The sequence below is a fragment of the uncultured Lacinutrix sp. genome, from assembly GCF_947500605.1.
Taxonomy (GTDB): domain Bacteria; phylum Bacteroidota; class Bacteroidia; order Flavobacteriales; family Flavobacteriaceae; genus Lacinutrix.
Genome location: NZ_CANMSJ010000006.1, coordinates 44,852 through 64,252, shown reverse-complemented (window position 1 = coordinate 64,252; position 19,401 = coordinate 44,852). Strand labels below are relative to the sequence as shown.

Genomic DNA, 19,401 nt, shown 5'->3' with positions numbered 1-19,401 from the left:
TAGGATATATATTATGAGTATTAAAGTGTTATTACATTTGTAGTTAACAAATAAAATATTCTAGAATTAAGAGGAAGTAGAAAGATATAATTTTCCTTTAATATAACAAAAAAGCATAAAAAAACGGTTTAAGAATAGGTTCTTAAACCGTTTTTAATAGAAATATAAGTTTGCTAGTGTTATTTATTTTGAGATAGAATCCATTGTTTTGCATTCACAAAAGCTTCTAACCAAGGAGATACTTCATCTTTTCTGTCTTGTGGATAATTTGCCCAGTTCCATTGAAAAGTAGAGCGCTCAATATGTGGCATTGTTACTAGGTGTCTTCCGGTTGTATCACAAAGCATTGCTGTGTTAAAGTCTGATCCATTTGGATTATTCGGGTAACCTTCATAACCATATTTAGCAACAATATTATATTCGTTTTCTTCTTTTGGTAAGTTAAATTTACCTTCACCATGAGAAATCCAAACACCTAAAGTAGTACCTTCTAAAGTAGATAGCATTACTGAATTGTTTTTCTGAATAGCTACTGATGTAAACGAACTTTCATGTTTTTTAGATTCGTTATGAATCATTTTTCCATGTACATCGTGCTCAGGATTAATAAGGTCAAGTTCCATAAATAATTGGCAACCGTTACAAATACCAACAGATAAAGTGTCTTCACGATTAAAGAAATCGTTAATTACTTTATTCGCTTTTTCGTTGTATTTTATAGCTCCAGCCCAACCTTTTGCAGAACCTAAAACATCTGAATTAGAGAATCCTCCAACAGCTCCTAAAAACTGAATATCTTCAAGTGTTTCACGACCAGAAATTAAATCGGTCATGTGTACATCTTTTACATCAAAACCAGCTAAGTACATAGCATTTGCCATTTCACGTTCAGAGTTTGAACCTTTTTCGCGTAGAATCGCTGCTTTTGGTCTTGTATTTCCTATAGCAGGTAACTTTCCTGTAAAATGCTTAGGGAAAGTATATTTTAATGGCTGATTTTTATAATTATTATAGCGTGCTTCTGCTAAATTATTAGCAGTTTGCTTTTGGTCTAATAAGAAAGAGGTTTTATACCAAACGTCACGTAAACGTGATACGGTCATGGTAAAAACTTCAGTATTATTAATGATGCTTAAAGTATCACTTTTTGTGACTTTTCCAATGTTGAAAAAATCGATGTTAGCATCTGCTAATACTTTTTCTATTGAAGCATCTTTAGATTGGAAAACAATACCTGCGTTTTCAGCAAATAAGACTTTAAAAGCATCTTTTTCGTTGATAGCTGTAATGTCTAATTCTGCACCCAAATTATTATCAGCAAAACATAATTCTAAAAGAGTAGTAATTAAACCACCTGAAGCAACATCGTGTCCTGCGACAATCTGTTCTTCTTTTATTAATTTCTGAATGGTATTAAATACCGTTTTTACGTAATCTGCATTTTTAACATTAGGAGTAGTATTCCCTATTTTATTATTGATTTGCGCAAACGAACTTCCACCTAATTCAAAAGAATCTTGAGAAATATTAATATAATAAATATCTCCTTTACCTTGTTTTAAAACAGGCTCAACAACTTTAGATATTTCATTACAATTACCAGCAGCCGAAATAATTACTGTTCCAGGAGAGATTACCTCTTCGTTAGGATATTTCTGCTTCATAGAAAGAGAATCTTTTCCAGTTGGCACATTAATACCTAAATCTATAGCATATTCTGAAATTGCTTTTACGGCTTCGTATAAACGTGCATCTTCACCTTCATTTTTACAAGGCCACATCCAATTTGCAGATAGGGATACACTTTGTAATCCATCTTTTAAAGGAGCCCAGATAATATTTGTTAAAGCCTCTGTAATACTGTTTCTACTTCCTGCGACAGGATTTATTAGTCCTGAAATAGGAGAGTGGCCAATTGATGTTGCAATACCTTCTTTTCCCTTATAATCTAGAGCCATAACTCCAACATTATTTAATGGTATTTGTAATGGTCCAACACATTGTTGTTTTGCTACTTTTCCACCAACACAACGGTCTACTTTGTTTGTTAACCAATCTTTACAAGCAACAGCTTCTAACTGTAATACTTGGTCTAGATAATTGTAAAAGTTATCTGTATTGTACGAGATTCCACCGTAGTTTCTATCTACAGTAACATCATTCATTATTGTTTTAGGAGAACTACCAAACATATCTTCTAAAGCTAAATCCATTGGTTTATCACCTTTGGTTTTAGATTCGAAAGTAAAACGATGGTTTCCTGTAACTTCACCAACAGTATATATTGGAGAGCGCTCACGTTCTGCAATTTTATTTAAAGTATCTAAATGTTCTTCGGCAATTACTAATCCCATACGTTCTTGAGATTCGTTACCAATTATTTCTTTTGCAGATAATGTAGGATCTCCAACAGGTAGTTTATCTAAATCTATCTTTCCACCAGTATCTTCTACTAATTCACTTAAACAATTTAAGTGTCCTCCAGCTCCATGATCGTGGATAGAAACAATAAAGTTTTCTTCACTTTCTACCATACCACGAACTGCATTAGCAGCACGTTTTTGCATTTCAGGATTAGAACGTTGCACAGCGTTTAGTTCAATTCCAGAACTAAAAGCTCCAGTATCTGCACTAGAAACAGCTGCTCCACCCATTCCAATTCTGTAGTTTTCACCACCAAGAATTACAATTTTATCACCAGTTTTTGGAGTGTCTTTTAAGGCTTGTTCTGCTTTTCCATAACCAATACCACCAGCCTGCATAATTACTTTATCGAAACCAATTTTTCTAGCATCTTGTTCGTGTTCGAAAGTTAATACCGATCCACAAATTAATGGTTGTCCAAATTTGTTTCCAAAGTCTGATGCACCATTACTAGCCTTTATTAAAATATCTACAGGAGTTTGGTATAACCAATCTCTAGCTTCCATTTTTTGCTCCCAAGGTCTATTTTTTTCTAAACGAGAATAAGATGTCATGTAAACAGCAGTTCCTGCTAGTGGTAAAGAACCTTTTCCACCTGCAAGTCTATCTCTAATTTCTCCTCCAGCTCCAGTTGCAGCTCCATTAAATGGCTCTACTGTTGTTGGAAAATTGTGTGTTTCTGCTTTTATTGAAATTACAGATTCGTAATCTGATGTTGTATAATAATCTGGCTTATCTGCTGTTTTAGGAGCAAATTGTTCCACTTTTGGACCTTTAATAAAAGCCACATTATCTTTATAAGCCGAAACAATATCGTTAGGATGTTGTTTTGCAGTTTCTTTTATTAATTTAAAAAGTGATGTTGGTTTTTCTTCTCCATCAATAATAAAAGTACCATTAAATATTTTATGACGACAATGTTCAGAATTAACTTGAGAGAACCCAAAGACTTCAGAATCTGTTAATGGTCGTCCTATTTTTTTTGAAACACCTTCTAGGTATTCAATTTCTTCATCGTTTAAAGCTAAACCTTCTTGTTTGTTATAAGCTGAAATATCCTCGATATTAAGAATAGCTTCAGGCTTAATGTCTATTTTAAAAGACTCTTGGTTTATGCTGTTGTATTTTTCAGAAATCATAGGATCGAAATCCTTGAAATCCTGCTTACAGCTTTCAAATTCTTCAATTCTAATAATGCCTTCTATTCCCATATTCTGGGTGATTTCTACAGCATTGGTACTCCAAGGTGTTATCATGGCTGCACGTGGTCCAATAAAAAAAGCGTCTATAGACGCTGCATTTATTTTTGGTTGGTCGCCAAATAACCATGTCAATTTTGAGATGGTTGTAGTTGATAATTCTTTTGTTGCTTGAACAGCATATAGTTTACTGTTTTGGTTTCCGAAGAAATGAATCATTTTATAGTTGTTTGAGTTGTTTTTAAAAACACAAATTTAGGTTTTTTAGTTAGATTTTTTAACTAAAAAAGTGACTTAATTTTATAGTTATTCACGTGGTTATTAACCAAAAAAAAAGCGATTCGTTTAGAATCGCTTTTTTTATATAATTTATTAAAAATTATCCTTTAACTAATTTCTTTGAAATGCTTCCGTTAGGAGTTTCTAATTTTAGTATATAAACACCTTTATTTAATCTCGATACACTTACTTTTTTGTTAGTAGGAGTAACGTTTCCTTCTAAAATTTTCTTTCCTAATATAGAGTAGATTTCAAAACGAGTGTTTTCTTTTACTTCAATATTTAAAAGGTTTCCTTTAACAGGATTTGGATATATTTTAATTGCATTTAATGAAAATTCTTTAACACTTAAAGAAGAATAGCAGGTCCATGATAAATCATCAATTCTAACTCTATTGGAAGATGACTGGTTCTCTAAAACTATTGTTACGTTTCCTATTATGTTTATATTAGAAATAGTAGTAGTTGTACTAGTTGTATTATCGCCAGTATAAGGAATAGAACCTACCGAAGTTCCATTTACTTTAACATCAAAAGTTCCTGCAGAACCTCCAAAAGCTAATTGTGTAGTTACTGTTAAGTTTCCAATACCGTTACTAAGAGAAGGAGATGTTAAAGTTCCATTTCTAATACAGATTGATCTTGTATTTAATGCTTGGTCTGTTCTTGCATCCGTTGCTGTCCAACCATTTGCAATACCATCTACTCCTGTCCAAGTTCTTATGCCATACGATCCAACATTAGCAGGAATGTTTTCGAAATCTTCATTTGCACAGTCTGATCCAGTTGATCCTCCTGCAAGTGTTGTAGCAGTAGCTGAAGCACTTAAGCTAGAGGTGTTACCTGCAGCATCATTTGCTAAAACGGTAAAAGTATAAGTTGTTTCAGAGCTCAAGCCAGTAACCGTAAATGTAGTTGCATTAGAGCTTGTTGTTACATAAAAAGCACCATCAACATATATATCATAGTTTGTTACTGCAGTATTGTCTGTTGAGGCTGTCCAAGCTAAATCTACAGTACTAGCAGTTGGATTAGAAGCTACTAAATTTGTTGGTGTTGTAGGATCTTGCGTATCTGGATTTGGATTCCAAATTAAATCTGCATATTCTGGATGATCTACAAATGGATTTGCATTACCTTGAAAATTAAATGCAGCATTGTTTCTATCTCTTTCTCTTTGGTCTACAGGATCGACGTTATTATGCCAGTCTAATAATGTATCGATTGCCCAAGGAAAAAATACTTGATCGTTACTACCATTAAACATATCGAAACTTGTGTAACCATTTATGGTGTTTTCGTAACGTGTAGCAAAGTATAATAAAGCTCTAGCAATATCTCCTTTAAACTCATCTATAGGTTCAAAAACAACACCACTGTATCCTGCTGCAGAACTAGGTCCTCTTTTAGACCCATTTAAAGAAGTCCATGTTGCATTGGCAACATTAGCAAAAGGATAACTACTTCTAAAATTATTAACTCTACAGTCTGTTGGTATTACATGATGTATATCACTTTGCATTGGAAAGGCGCTGTTAAAAGAGGATTGAGGAACTATGTGCTCTCTATTATAGCAATCTCCTTCAGCATTTTGATTTCCGCCTTCGTCTACATTATGCGTAAAGTTGTATGGATCTGTACCTAATGGGTTTTCAGAATACATATCTAAAACTGTTCCGTCGTTTTCGTATACGTTTCCAGAAGAAACATTAACATCGGAATGTGTATCAACATAGCCTTGCGAGCCACTTACTCCAGAGCCATCGTATAATTGATCGTAAGTTCTAGCAGTATGACCATTGGCTGTAATATCTCTTAATTCTGTTTTTAAGGTAAAACCTATTAAGCCATTTGCACTGTCGTAATAATCAGCAGGAATCTGCGCTATTGCAACAAATGTTGTTAGTAAAAAAGCTATTGTAAGGTAAAAGTGTTTCATGATAACTAATTTTTAATTTTAAGACTTCTTTTCTAAAAGCGCCATATAGAATCCGTCGAAACCAGATTCGTGAGATAGAATTACTTTGTCTTTAACAAAGGTGAAATCTTTCCCATTATCCGAAGCTAAAAACTTTTCAACTTGTTCGTTGTTTTCCGAAGGTAGAATAGAGCAAGTAGCATAAACTAACTTTCCTCCAGGTTTAACCATTCTAGAATACGAGTTTAAAATCTCTTGTTGTGTTTTCTTAATTTTCTCAATAAATTCTGGCTGCATTTTCCATTTTGCATCAGGATTTCTACGTAAAACGCCTAATCCAGAACAAGGTGCATCTATTAAAACGCGATCTGCTTTATCGTATAATTTTTTAATTGGTTTGGTAGAATCTATCACTCGCATTTCTATGTTGTGAGCTCCAGCACGTTTTGCACGACGTTTTAATTCTTTTAATTTATTCTCATAAATATCCATTGCAATTATCTGACCTTTGTTTTCCATTAAGGCAGCAATATGTAATGTTTTTCCACCTGCACCTGCGCAAGTATCCACAACTTTCATTCCACCTTTTACGTCAAGAAATTCTGCAACTAATTGAGAAGATGCATCTTGCACTTCAAACCATCCGTTTTTAAAAGCTTCTGTAGTAAATACGTTTCCGCGCTCAGCAAGTTTTAAAGCACTTGGATGTCCTTTTAATTCTTCAGTTTCAACATCTAAATCAAATAAAGCTGTTTTTAATTGCTCTTTTGTAGTTTTAAGTGTGTTAACTCTTAAAATAACATCGGCTTGTTGGTTAAGAGCAGTTGCTTCTTTGTTCCATACTTTTTCGCCTAATTCAGACACAATTAATTCGTCCATCCAATCTGGAAAAGACTCTTTTATTTTTCTAATTTTAGATAACTCATCAAAACGACCTTTAATTTTTCTTGTTGGTGTACCTTCAAAATAAGTCCAATCTGGTAATTTTATTCCTTTTAATGTTGCCCAAACGGCAAACAAACGCCAAATGTCATCTCGCGAAAAAGGTTCTTTTACGCCTGCAATTTCAGCGTATAGACGTTTCCAACGTACAATATCATAGGTTGTTTCGGCAACAAACCCACGATCTCTACTTCCCCAACGTTTATCTCGTTTAAGAAGTTGTTGTACTACTTTATCTGCATAGTTGCCTTCGTTAAAGATTAATAATAATCCATCAACTGTAGCAAAACATAAATTTCTGTGTAATCTCATTTTCAATATTTAATCCAATTAAAAATCAAGTTATTTTGATGTTTAATTCAGCATGCAAAGGTACGTTAAAAGTTTAATAGTTGAAGAGTTTAACTAAAGTGTTATCTTTTCAAAAAAAATATATTTTTGCGCAAGTTTTTAATTTCTATTGCATCTAAATACTATTAATATAATTTTCTAATTCTATTTTTTGACTGAAACCGAATTCATAAAACAATTAATAAATAAAAGCCAGCTCGCTTATAGTACTCTTTTGGATGATTTTCAGCAAAAGGTATTTGCAACTTGTATTTCTTTTGTGCCTAATACTGAAGATGCCGAGGATATTGCGCAAGAAGTTTTTGTAGAAGTGTTTAATTCTATACATAAGTTTAAAGGTGATTCTAAACTATCTACTTGGATTTATAGAATTACAACAAATAAGTGTTTAGAGTTTATAAGGAAGAAAAACACGAAAAAACGTTTTGCTTTTTTACAGACTATAACAGGAAATGCCATACCTATGGACAAGACGGCATACTTTACAGAGATGAATCATCCTGGAGTTGTTCTAGAAAATAAGGAAACAAGCGAAACTTTATTTTATGCTATTAACCAATTACCAGAAGCACAACGTGTTGTCTTTACACTTCATAAAATAGATGGTAAGAGTTATAAAGAGATAAGTGAGATTACAAACAAGAGTTTATCCTCTATAGAATCTTTAATGTTTAGGTCTAAAAAAAGCTTGCAAAAATTATTAGAAAATTTTTATAAAAACAGTAATTAGCGCAAGTTTTTTAGAAAACCTGCATCTAAAGAAATATAGTAATGAATACAAATATGAATATACAAGATAACGTTAAAAAGACTTTGGAAGTATTTAATACAGTAGAAGCTGTAAAAACGCCTCCTTTTTTTAAGGATAAAACGATGCAACGTTTATTTGCTGAAAAAGAAAAAAAGGCATCTGTATCTATTTGGAGTTGGTTTACACCGCAATTGCAATTAGTAACTTTAACTTGTGTTGTTTTTGTTAATGTTTATGCTGTAAAACAAATAAAGAGTTCTAAATATGAAGCGTCGATTACAAGTTTTGCTTCAGATTATGGAATTACAGCAGATAGAGAGTCTTCTCTGTTTAATTAATTAGACGATTATAATAAGAATATTGTTGCATAAAAAGAATATGTGCAACCATAAAAAGCAATAAAAGAGACAATGAAAAAAAATAGCGTTTTATATATACTAGTTATAGTATTAATAATAATGAATGGTTTTTTCTTATATAATTATTTAGGAAGACCGGAGCATAAAGGGCCAAAAGAAAATGGTGAGTTTATTGTAAAAGCATTAGGGCTAAATGAGACACAATTAAAACAATTTAGAAGTGTAGAAAAAAGTCATCACAACAGTATGAAAAATATTGGTGATAATGTTAAGGTTTATAAAGATGAATTGTTTCAAAAAATTTCAGCTTCAGAAGTTAACCAAGATGAAATAGATAGCTTAATAAGATTAATTTCGGAAAAAGAAATACTAAAGGAAAAAGCTATTTTTAATAGACTTAGAGGTATTTATAATTTATGTAATGCAGAGCAAAAACAACGTTTTAGTAATATTATAAAAAAAGCACGTAGACCAGATGGACCTGGAGCAGATGGCCCAAGAGGAGATAGACCAAACAGACCAGAATAGCTATTGTTTACAGTAAGATTTTAAAAGACCTTTATTTTATATAAAGGTCTTTTTTTGTGTGTTTTATTTAACAAAACACCGCACAAGTTATTTACTTAGGTAGCATATAAAAAATAAAAATTTTAGATATAAAAAGTAACACTTTAATAACAGTAAAATTAGTTTTTGGATTAACATTATTAATGACTACGAGTTCTTTTGTGCAATCACAAAGCATACAAGAAGAAAATCACCAACATTTAGTGAGTTAATTAAAGAAATGGATGCAGATACAGATGAAAAACTTTCAAAAATGATTTTGACAAAGTAGATACAAATGAAGATGGTTTTATTTCTGAGAATGAATTTAAAAAAGTACCAAAACTACAAGGTAAAGGAAGTAAGTAAAAAAAAATGGTTGATTACTGTAACCCGTTGCCAATTTTCATTTTAACTTTTTTTTAAAGAATTACACAAGTATTATACAATTAACACATCTAAATAATTAAATAAAAAATATATAATTATGAATTTCAAATTTTTAAATAAAGTATTAACAATAGCACTTGCAATTATTGCTATTAGTTTTGTTGCTTGTAGTAGTAGTGATGATGATAATGCAACAACAGAAGCAGATACTACGGTTGAAACTGTTATAGATGTAGATTCATCTTTATTCTTAACTAATACATCAGCAGTTACTATAACTGTAGTTCCATGCACATTATCTGATGGAACAGATACAGATTGTTATCAAATAATAGCAACAAGCACACCTACAGATCATGAAATGGGTCCTTGGTGTCCAGAAAATATTTCAGATGATGCGTCAGCAGGTGGTATTTGGCTAGAGAATGGTCAGGTTTATGACGTAGATGGAGCATTTATTGAAAATATGGCAACATTTTATAATGATTCCACTTGGTTAATGTATGACGGTAATGGAGATATTTATACTACAGAAACAGAAGACGATTGCGCTAATGCTGCAAATCCAAATGTTGGAGCAGAGTATGAGAATTTTTGTGTAGAATGTTTACCATCTTATGTTGCAGATTTAACACAAACGTACTTAATACCAATTACACCAGTAAAACAAACAACACCAATATCTTTTGGAGGTGCTGGTGGACCTCCAGGACAAAGTACAGGCCCATCACAAAGAGGACTTGCTTTCAATGGTGTTGTATTTGATGCACCTGCACCAACAGACGCTATTTTAGGAGCCTATACATTAGCGCCTTTTGATGATGCTGGAGGACATATTAATTTAAACGCAGGTTATCATTATCATGCAGCAACTGGAGTTTCTACTCAAATTACTCAAGATGATGATCATGCAGCAATGATTGGTTATGCAATAGATGGTCATGGTTTATATGCACAATTAGACGCAAATGGAGATGAGCCAACAGATTTAGATGATTGTAGAGGGCATTCAGATGATACCAGAGGATATCACTATCATGTGGATGCTCCAGGAAACAACAATTTTATTGACTGCATTTATGGAGCATATGTAAACTAAAAATCTAAACAGATGAAAAAGATAATCATACTTACTTTATTTCTATTCACTTCGGTTGCTATGAAAGCGCATCAACCAAATGTTTCTACAACAATGTTGGTGGAAAAAGAGAATAATGTTTGGGTTTTACAAATAAGTGCATCTTTAACTGCTTTTCAACAAGAAATTAATACTCATTTTTCTGAAACTCCTTATAAAACACCTGAGGAGTTTCAAAAAATGGTGATTGAGCATATTAAAAATAATCTAGAAATTAAGTTTAACCAAAATCATGAGATTACTTTAGGTAAAGGTTTTGTAAAATTAGGTCACGAAGCAAAAGTAGTTTTTGAGGTGTTTGGTGTTCCTTCAGAAATAAATACTGTTTTTGTAAAAAATAGCGCATTTAAAGATATTCATAAAAACCAAAGTGCTTTAGTACTTTTAAAAGAAGGTTTTAATAAAGAACATTTTGTTTTAAACGATAAAAACAATCATACTTTAAATTTAATAGTAGACGAGAATAAGTTTGTAATTAAAACTAAAAACCAAGCAAGTTTTTTCTCATTAAACATGTTCTACATATTATTAGGTCTTATAATTATTGGGTTATTGACTAAATTATTAAAGATGAAATCAATTAAAAATTAATTATTAAAATAACAAAAACAACAAAAATGAAAAAAAGTGTAATAATTAATAGAAGTTCAGTCTTAGTTGGTTTTATATTTATTCTATTTACATACATATCGTGCAGTAGTGATGATGACGGAAGTTCTACTTCAGATAGTGAAGAAGAGGAAAGTGTAGAATTAATTCAAGAATCTTTCTTCAATTCTACATCATTAGTTTCTTATACTAAAGTAGATTGTGTTTTAGAAGATGGTACAACAGGAGATTGTTACAAATTGGTTTTTTCTAGTAATCCAGTTGAAAATGGACCATATTGTCCTGAAACAATTGATGAAATTGGTGGATTAGGTATTTATGATGGAACAACAAATCCAGGTTTTCAAGTAATGAAAGCAGATTTGTTTAATGCTATGGAAGCTGACGGTTATGATATTGTAGATGATAATGGAGATATTCATATAGACGATTTCAATTCAGGTCAGACAAATCCAGATTTCGCATATTGTTTAGAAGCAGCTCCAGACAACAACTTGTTACTTACTTTTTTAATTCCAGCAGTACCAAAATTAGCATCTTCAAATAATAATATTGATACTGTTGAGTTAATAGGTGTTTCAACAGATGGAGTTCCAATTAATGGAGATCCTCCTTCTGTAGTAGATGGTCCAGGAATGCCTGGAAGTGCTGGAGGAAATATACCTTCATTAGATCCTTGTGGTGGTCACCATGATCCTGCAGGTTATTATCATTGGCATTTTGTAGCAGAAACTATGAATCAAGTATTAGATTCAAATGGAATAAATGATGTTTCTTGTACATTGATAGATCAAGTTTCTGGAACAAAATTAATAGGCTTTGCAAAAGATGGCTTTCCAATTTATGCATATGAAGTTGAACCTTCAAATTTAGATGATTGTGGCGGTATTACAGACGTTACTACAGAATTCCCAAATGGTGTTTACCATTATGTTGCAAGTAATACAGATGCACCAAATGTACCAAAATGTTTAAAAGGAGTAGCTGCTAACGATAACTTTATGTTTCAATAATATTATGAGAAAACTATTCCTCTTTTGTGTAATATTAGCCCTTTCTTTTAAAACGGCACATGCTCATAATCCTTTATCAGCAATGTATTATTTAGAAGTTAAAGAAGGTATAGGTATATTAAATATTAGTTTAAGTCAAGCAGGTTTGCAAGAAGCATTGAAGAAGCATTACTCAGCTAGGAAAATTGAAACACTAACAAGTATAGAATATAAAAAATTAGCTGTTAGGTATTTAAAAGAAAAATTTTATTTAAATATTAATGGAAATAAAATTGAGCTTTTAGAAGGTGGTTTAAAATTAGGAAATCATCAAACGGACATAAAGTTTATTACTAATGCATTACCAAAAAAGCTAAATACTTTAGATGTTAAAATAGAAGCTTTTAAAGAAAACGATCATCATCAAACTGTTTTTTCTATTTTATTAAACGGAAAAACAAGCAAGGTTATTTTAAGTAAAAATAATGATTATGAAACATCTGTAAAATTTAAAGAAAATAAAATTGTTTCAGAAGCAAATAGTTTTAATAAGAATTATTTGTGGTTTTTAGTCTTGATTCCAGTGTTTATAATTAGTAAAAAAATATGTAATTGAATTCTAAAATTAAAAAAAACAAAATAACAATCCCATTTTTAAAAAGCGAATATGTCTTGGTGTTGTTTGGGTGCAATTTATTTTTAATCAGAATGTTATGTGTTTTTTAGTAAAAAGACTTTTATTTATTTTTTAAAAAGACTCTACATTTTAAGAGTCTTTTTTTTGTGTTTTATTTAACAAAACAACGCACAAGTTATTTACTTGGCTAGCATCTAAAAGTACATAACAAATAAAATTTAGATTATGAAAAGCAGCACATTTAAAACAGCAATATTGGTTTTTGGACTAACAGTATTAGTCGCTAATAATTCTTTCGGTCAATCGGAAAACAGAAAAGAGAAAACACCTCCTACATTTAGCGAGTTATTAAAAGAAATGGATAAAAATGAAGATGGAAAGCTTGCAAAGTCTGAGCTTAAAGGTCCGTTAAAAGAAGATTTCTCTAAAATAGATACAGATGAAGATGGTTTTATTTCTGAAAAAGAATTTAAAAAAGCACCAAAGCCAAAAAGAAAAGAAAGAAAGTAAAAAATACTAATTAGCAGTTAAGTAAACCAAAAATAAACAGAATGAAAAGATTAAAAAGAAACCTAAACCTATTTATAGTAGCAGTAACATTTGGAGCCACTATATTAACATTTAACGCCTGTGCTAACGATGAAGATATTGCAGATGTAGTTGCAGAAGAGGAAGCGGCAGAAGAAGCAGACGATAGCGATTTTGTAGCAACAGATTGGACAACAGAAACACATAGTAAAGATGCAGACCCTAATTTTGACGAAGTTTTTGAAGACAATGCTGTTAAAAGACTTGACATTGTAATAACAGAAACACGTTGGCAAAGTATGTTGGACGATATGACTAATCTTTACGGTGATTTTGGTTCGGTATCAGGAGGTCCAGGAGGAGGAGGAGGTCCTGTGGAAACAGTATTAGACGAAGAAGATCCAATTTTTGTTCCTGGAGAAGTGTTTTATAATGGGAAAGAGTGGTATAGAGTTGGTGTACGTTTTAAAGGAAACTCAAGCTTAAAAACAAGTTGGGAAAGTGGTATTTTAAAACTGTCTTTTAAATTAGATTTCGATGAGTTTGAAGATGATTATCCGCAAATTGATAACCAACGTTTTTATGGCTTTAAAAAATTAAGTCTTAAAAATAATTTTAATGACAATTCTATGCTTCGCGAAAAGGTAGCGACAGATGTGTTTAGAAACGCAGGTTTAGTGTCTTCTCACGCTGCATTTTATACTGTTTATGTAGATCATGGAAACGGACCAGAGTATTTTGGGTTATATACTTTAGTTGAAGAAGTGGATGATACTGTTTTAGATGAACAATTCTCGGACGATGACGGTAATTTATACAAACCAGATGGAGATGCAGCAAGTTTTGCTGCTGGTACTTATAATGAATCTGAATATGTAAAGAAAACAAATGAAGATGAAGGTGATTTTTCTGATGTAGAAAGTTTATTATCAATTTTACACGACGATACAAGAACTACAGATCCTGTAGCTTGGAGAACAAATCTTGATGCTGTTTTAGATACAGATGTGTTTTTAAAATATTTAGCGGTGAATACAGTTATTCAAAATTGGGATACTTATGGTAGAATGACTCATAATTACTTCTTATATAATAATCCAGATACTAGTAAATTAACTTGGATTCCTTGGGATAATAACGAGGCGCTTGAAACAGGAAATATGGAAGGTGCTTTACCATTAGATTTTACAGGATTAAATGCGAGCGATTGGCCTTTAATTGGTTATTTATACCAAGATTCGGTATATAAATCTCAATACGATACTTATGTTCAGGAAGTGGTTGATGGAGCATTTAATGTAAGCACAATGCAGTCTACTTATTCTACTTATGCATCATTAGTACAGCCATACGCAATTTCGGAAATTGAAGGTTATACATTTTTAAATAATAGCTCAGATTTTCAAAATGCAGTAAACGAACTTAATACTCATGTTTCAGCAAGAGCAAGTGCTGTAAGTGATTATTTAAATTAAATTTTTATTAAAATTTTGGTTGGTTAGTAGTTAAAAGGCTCTGTAATGTAAAAATTATGGAGTCTTTTTTTATAAAAAAGTTAATTGTTATCATTTTAAAGTAATGTAAAGAATGAAGATATTCAGAAAACTTAGAAGAACTTTAATAGCTTCAGGTAAAACTAAAAGTTATTTAATTTATGCTTTTGGTGAAATTGTTTTAATTGTTATCGGTATTTTAATTGCCTGGAAGATTAATAGCCTAAATGAAATAAGAAAAAATAAAATTGTAGAACATAAAATCTATCAAAGTTTAAACGAAGAGTTAGACTCTAATTTAAAAATTCTGGATTCTTCAATATATAGATATTCAGAAAATGTAAAAATCATTAGTAACACAATAAGAAATGTTGGTTTACAACCAGAAGAGATAACAACGGAATTAAAAAAGGATATTGTTTTACTTAACTATAAATTAACGCAGTTACATGATGGAGCAATAAACTCTATAAACAGCACAAATAAATTTGAATTTATAGAAAGTGCTGTATTAAAACATTTAATAGCGTCTTACCCAAACGAGTTAGATAATTTTAATAGTCAAGAAGCAAAAATTGAAAACATTATTACAAACCGTTTAAAACCGGAAATAGAATTGCATGTTTCTTTATTAGATATTGTTTCCAATCGTGACATTGGCTTTAAAACAGCAAACTCTTTTTCGACACAATCTAATTACGTCGACCTTTTAAATAGTAGAGCATATCAAAATGCTTTAGTCGATAGGTTGATACAAACAGAAATACAGTTAGCAAATAGTATAAGTTTAAGAGATAAAACAAAAGCTATAGCATCTAAATTAAATATAGAATTAGGTATTTAAAAAAATATAATATTCTATCGCAAGTTATTTTTAAATTACACATCTAAATATTAAACAAGAACTAAAATGAAGAACAATAAATTAACACTAACAATTTTTACATTACTATTAACTATAGGCGTATATGCACAAGGTCCTCCAGGAGGTGGTGGCGGTAGAGGCGGAAAAGGCGGTGGACAAAGAGGTGGGCAACCGGATGCTTCAGAAATATTTTCTAAGTTAGATACTAACAATGATGAGGTTATCGATAAAGATGAAGCCTCAAAAGATAAAAGAGGTAAAATTTCTGAAGATTTTGACGAGATAGATAGTAACGATGATTCATTCATCGATTTAGAAGAATTAAAAGACTCTTTAGAGAATAGATCATCTAAAAGAAAACCTAAAAAAGTATCTCCAGAAAAATTAATAAAAGAAGTCGATGATAACGGAGATGGTTTGTTAAACGAGTTAGAAATAGCAGTAAAAAGAAAGCATGAACTTTCTGAAAATTTTGCAGAAATAGATACTAATGGTGATAGCGAACTTGATTTAGAAGAGTTAGAAGCTTATTATGCGAATGCTAAGGAAGAAGAACCTAAACGAAGAAAAAGAGATTAGATTTTTATAAATTTTTAATGATTTAGAATAATGAAAAAAGAATTTTTAATAATTGTGTTAGCTGTATCGTTTTTTGGTTGTAACAGTCATAAAAATACTAACGTACATACTCATGATGGAGAAGCGTATCATACCCATGATGATGAAGTTTCAAATAAAGTGAGTAACTATTTTGAAGCTTACAGTTTAAAAGACGAAAGTTATGGTACAAAAACAGAAGTTACTATTTCAGGTAACGAACGCATTATGATTACAAATTCTTTGCCAAATCATGAAACGGGAGCGTTTCCAAATCAAGGTAATCCTAATACTATTTCTGCTCAAAATATAACATATACTTTTCCGTTAAATCCTAAATATACAGGAAATGCACAATGGATGAGAGAACCAGGAGTGGCCTTAAATGGTGTTAAATTTGAACCAGGAACAGCAGAGGTTGTAGAATGCGAAACAGGAGAAAATTATAGAGTAGAGGCTATACAAAATGTAATAGATTTAGGTTTAGATTTTAATCATGCACACGTGCAGCCAACAGGTGCATACCATTATCACGGTTCGCCAACATCTATAATTAGTAAATTTGATACTGGTGAAGATTTAGTACATATAGGTTTTGCTCACGATGGATTTCCAATGTATTATTCTAAAAGTGGAAAATATAAGCCAAGTTATAAATTGCTAAATGGTAATAGGGATGGAGAAGATTGTACGTATACAGCACGTAAAACTATAGATATTTCTGTTGGAGGACACCATGATGGAACTTATGGGTCGGATTATGAATATGTTGATAGTTCTGGAGATTTAGATGAATGTAATGGTACTACAATTGATGGAAAATACATATATTTAGTAACAGAAGAGTTTCCTTATATAAGTCGTTGTGTAATGGGTGAAGTATCACAACAAGAGCAACAAGGTCCTCCAAGAGGTGAACAACAAGGAAATGGTCAAGGAGAAAGACCAAATACAGCAGAGCTTATTAAGCAAATGGATGCTAATAAAGATGGTAAATTATCTAAAACAGAAGCAAAAGGACCATTAAAACAAGACTTTTCTAAAATAGATACTAATAGCGATGGTTTTATTTCTAAAGAAGAATTAGAAAAAGGAGCAAATGGTAATGGTAAAAGACCACAAGGAGGAAGAGCTCAAAGATAAAATTAAATGCGAAAAATAATAACAAACTAATTTCATGAAAAATATTTTTAAGATCATACCGTTTTTTGCACTAATAGCTATTTCTATAGCTTGTTCTAGCGACGACAGTGATTCAGACGATTGTACAGTAACAACATGGTATCAAGATGCAGATGGAGATGGATTTGGAAATCCAGATATTAGCCTAGAAGCTTGCGACCAACCTGATGACTATGTATCGAATAATACAGATACAGACGATAACGATGATGGTACAAATGCTGTGACTTATGATATTACTTCAATACTATCAAAGTTTGATGGTACAGGCTTGTCATATCAAATTAGTGGTGATAATGTAATATTTACTACACAAGATTTACCAAACCATACAAGTCCATATTGGCCAACTACAAATGCTTTATATGAAGACTATAATGGTACAAATCCAGAGTGGAACCAGAATCCTAATGAAATTGAAACTCAAAATATAACATTAACTATTCCTTTATATCCAGCAGAGGCTTCTAATCATGAAGCAACTTCATTAGGAGCAATGGGAATTGCAAGAAACGGTATTGTGTTTTTTAATCAATATGCAGGACCAAATGAACAAGAATTAACAAGCGAAATTAATTCGTTTGATCAATGGTTAGGTCATCCAACAGGAACAAACCAATACCATTATCATATAGATCCAACGTATTTAACTACAACATTTGGTTCTGATGCTTTTTTAGGATTATTGGCTGATGGTTTTCCTGTATATGGTTCAGAAGAAAACGGTGCAACTGTTACAAACGCAGATTTAGACGATTATCATGGGCATACAGCTGCTACTGCAGATTTCCCAAATGGTATTTACCATTATCACATAACGTCTGAAGCACCATATATTAATGGAAACGGTTTTTACGGTACAGCTGGAACTATTACAAATTAAGAAGATTTGAAATTATCTACTTTAATACTATTACTTTTAATTTTCACCTCTTGCAATCAAAACACTTCTATAGTTGATGAGCAAGAGGTGAAAATTGTAGATTCTATTCCAAGAGTTACCATTCCAAATATTGAAAAAAACATTAACGACGCTAATTTTAAGTTAGATAATGGTGTTCAATTATTTAATGGTATTCCATATTCTGGTATTATAATTGAATTTTATAAGGATGGAATTTTAAAATCAAAATCTCAATATTTTGAAGGTAGACGAGAAGGGTTTTATAATGGTTGGTATTTTAGCGGAAACATAAAATTTGAAAGAACATATTCAAATGGTTTAAAAATTAGTATTCATAAAGGTTGGTATGATACTAAAGCACAGAAATTCGAATATTATTTTAATAATGCAGGTGCTTATAATGGCTCTGTTAAAGAGTGGTATTCTAATGGCACTTTAGCAAAACACTTTAATTTTGAAAAAGGTAAAGAAAGTGGAAGTCAGAAAATGTGGAATCCAAACGGTAATATTAGAGCCAATTTTTTTACAGTAAATGGTGAAAGACATGGATTAATAGGCTTGAAAAACTGTGTAAGTATTATGACTTCTTCTCAAAATAAAAATATAATATGAAATGTATTCAACTTGTTTTAATACTATTAGTTTGCGTCTCTTGTAAAAAAGAAGCTCCAATAGATAAAACAACAACATTACCTTATTACTCAACTAATGATTTTACACCACAATGGATCTCTCCAAATTCAGACGCGTATAAAAACATTCATACCATTGCACCATTCTCATTTACAAATCAAGATGGAAAAATAATTTCAAATAAAGATTTAGAAGGAAAAATTTATGTTGCTGATTTTTTCTTTACTACATGTCCAAGTATTTGTCCCGTACTCACTAAAAATATGAGTGCTATACAAGAAGAATATAGTAATGACGATGCTATTAAATTGGTTTCTCATTCCGTTATGCCTTGGGTAGATACGGTTGCTGTTTTAAAAGAATATGCAATTAATAAAAATATTACTTCTAATAAATGGCATTTACTTACTGGAGAAAGAGACGAAATTTATGAGTTAGCAAGAACATCTTATTTTGCAGATGAAGAGTTTGTTAAAACACAAGATAAAAGTGAGTTTATACACACAGAAAATGTTTTGCTAATTGATAAAAAAGGAAGTATTCGTGGCGTTTATAATGGTACTTTACCTTTAGAGATTAAGAGATTAATGCGCCATATAGAAATTCTTAAAAAAGAAGCCTGAAATAATACGGTTAAATTGTTAGTTTTTTAAAGGCTTCACTA

18 protein-coding genes and 1 pseudogene are annotated in these 19,401 nt (G+C 31.4%); 16 read left to right on the top strand and 3 right to left on the bottom strand.

Translation table 11 applies throughout. The annotated features are described in order from the left end of the window. Nucleotides 1-179: 179 nt before the first annotated feature. The 3 genes from purL to Q0935_RS10075 form a co-directional block, all read right to left on the bottom strand. Nucleotides 180-3,842 (bottom strand): phosphoribosylformylglycinamidine synthase, encoded by a 3,663-nt coding sequence (gene purL, locus Q0935_RS10085; protein WP_299385505.1) that lies wholly within the window; start codon nt 3,840-3,842, stop codon nt 180-182. Between the two features lie 160 nt (nt 3,843-4,002). Further along, complete coding sequence (locus Q0935_RS10080) at nt 4,003-5,841, bottom strand: endonuclease (protein WP_299385502.1); 1,839 nt, start codon at nt 5,839-5,841, stop codon at nt 4,003-4,005. A gap of 18 nt (nt 5,842-5,859) precedes the next feature. Beyond that, nucleotides 5,860-7,074, bottom strand: coding sequence for a methyltransferase domain-containing protein (locus Q0935_RS10075; protein WP_299385499.1), 1,215 nt, complete (start codon nt 7,072-7,074; stop codon nt 5,860-5,862). A gap of 190 nt (nt 7,075-7,264) precedes the next feature. On the opposite strand from Q0935_RS10075, the gene Q0935_RS10070 reads away from it, so the two are divergent. From Q0935_RS10070 to Q0935_RS09995, 16 genes and pseudogenes are all read left to right on the top strand, one after another. Beyond that, on the top strand, nt 7,265-7,843 hold the full coding sequence (locus tag Q0935_RS10070; protein WP_299385496.1) for an RNA polymerase sigma factor: 579 nt from the start codon (nt 7,265-7,267) through the stop codon (nt 7,841-7,843). Nucleotides 7,844-7,884: 41 nt separating this feature from the next. Continuing rightward, nucleotides 7,885-8,202 carry a hypothetical protein gene (locus tag Q0935_RS10065; protein ID WP_299385494.1) on the top strand — a complete coding sequence of 106 codons (318 nt, stop codon included), beginning with the start codon at nt 7,885-7,887 and terminating at the stop codon, nt 8,200-8,202. A 72-nt stretch (nt 8,203-8,274) separates the two neighbouring features. Then, nucleotides 8,275-8,751 carry a hypothetical protein gene (locus Q0935_RS10060; RefSeq protein ID WP_299385491.1) on the top strand — a complete coding sequence of 159 codons (477 nt, stop codon included), beginning with the start codon at nt 8,275-8,277 and terminating at the stop codon, nt 8,749-8,751. A 318-nt stretch (nt 8,752-9,069) separates the two neighbouring features. Then, a pseudogene (locus Q0935_RS10055) lies at nt 9,070-9,138 on the top strand (hypothetical protein); the annotation flags it as partial. 118 nt (nt 9,139-9,256) lie between these two features. Continuing rightward, complete coding sequence (locus Q0935_RS10050) at nt 9,257-10,258, top strand: YHYH protein (protein WP_299385489.1); 1,002 nt, start codon at nt 9,257-9,259, stop codon at nt 10,256-10,258. Nucleotides 10,259-10,270: 12 nt separating this feature from the next. Continuing rightward, nucleotides 10,271-10,888 carry a hypothetical protein gene (locus Q0935_RS10045; RefSeq protein ID WP_299252535.1) on the top strand — a complete coding sequence of 206 codons (618 nt, stop codon included), beginning with the start codon at nt 10,271-10,273 and terminating at the stop codon, nt 10,886-10,888. A 26-nt stretch (nt 10,889-10,914) separates the two neighbouring features. After that, complete coding sequence (locus tag Q0935_RS10040; RefSeq protein WP_299252538.1) at nt 10,915-11,919, top strand: YHYH protein; 1,005 nt, start codon at nt 10,915-10,917, stop codon at nt 11,917-11,919. Nucleotides 11,920-11,923: 4 nt separating this feature from the next. Continuing rightward, nucleotides 11,924-12,514: a hypothetical protein gene (locus Q0935_RS10035; RefSeq protein WP_299385486.1), complete on the top strand. Its 591-nt coding sequence runs from the start codon at nt 11,924-11,926 to the stop codon at nt 12,512-12,514. A 246-nt stretch (nt 12,515-12,760) separates the two neighbouring features. Next, complete coding sequence (locus Q0935_RS10030; RefSeq protein WP_299385484.1) at nt 12,761-13,045, top strand: EF-hand domain-containing protein; 285 nt, start codon at nt 12,761-12,763, stop codon at nt 13,043-13,045. 41 nt (nt 13,046-13,086) lie between these two features. After that, nucleotides 13,087-14,538, top strand: a complete 1,452-nt coding sequence (locus tag Q0935_RS10025; RefSeq protein ID WP_299385481.1) for a CotH kinase family protein — start codon at nt 13,087-13,089, stop codon at nt 14,536-14,538. Nucleotides 14,539-14,650: 112 nt separating this feature from the next. Further along, nucleotides 14,651-15,400 carry a hypothetical protein gene (locus Q0935_RS10020; protein WP_299252549.1) on the top strand — a complete coding sequence of 250 codons (750 nt, stop codon included), beginning with the start codon at nt 14,651-14,653 and terminating at the stop codon, nt 15,398-15,400. Nucleotides 15,401-15,466: 66 nt separating this feature from the next. Continuing rightward, nucleotides 15,467-16,000, top strand: coding sequence for an EF-hand domain-containing protein (locus Q0935_RS10015; RefSeq protein ID WP_299385477.1), 534 nt, complete (start codon nt 15,467-15,469; stop codon nt 15,998-16,000). Nucleotides 16,001-16,030: 30 nt separating this feature from the next. Continuing rightward, complete coding sequence (locus tag Q0935_RS10010) at nt 16,031-17,161, top strand: YHYH protein (protein WP_299385475.1); 1,131 nt, start codon at nt 16,031-16,033, stop codon at nt 17,159-17,161. Nucleotides 17,162-17,195: 34 nt separating this feature from the next. After that, entirely contained in the window at nt 17,196-18,083 is an 888-nt protein-coding gene (locus Q0935_RS10005; RefSeq protein WP_299385472.1) for a YHYH protein, read from the top strand. 6 nt (nt 18,084-18,089) lie between these two features. Further along, the gene (locus tag Q0935_RS10000) at nt 18,090-18,716 is read left to right on the top strand and encodes a hypothetical protein (protein ID WP_299385470.1); all 627 of its coding nucleotides are present in this window, start codon (nt 18,090-18,092) and stop codon (nt 18,714-18,716) included. Next, nucleotides 18,713-19,360: an SCO family protein gene (locus tag Q0935_RS09995; protein WP_299252564.1), complete on the top strand. Its 648-nt coding sequence runs from the start codon at nt 18,713-18,715 to the stop codon at nt 19,358-19,360. The genes Q0935_RS10000 and Q0935_RS09995 overlap by 4 nt, the downstream gene beginning before the upstream one ends. Nucleotides 19,361-19,401 lie beyond the last annotated feature (41 nt).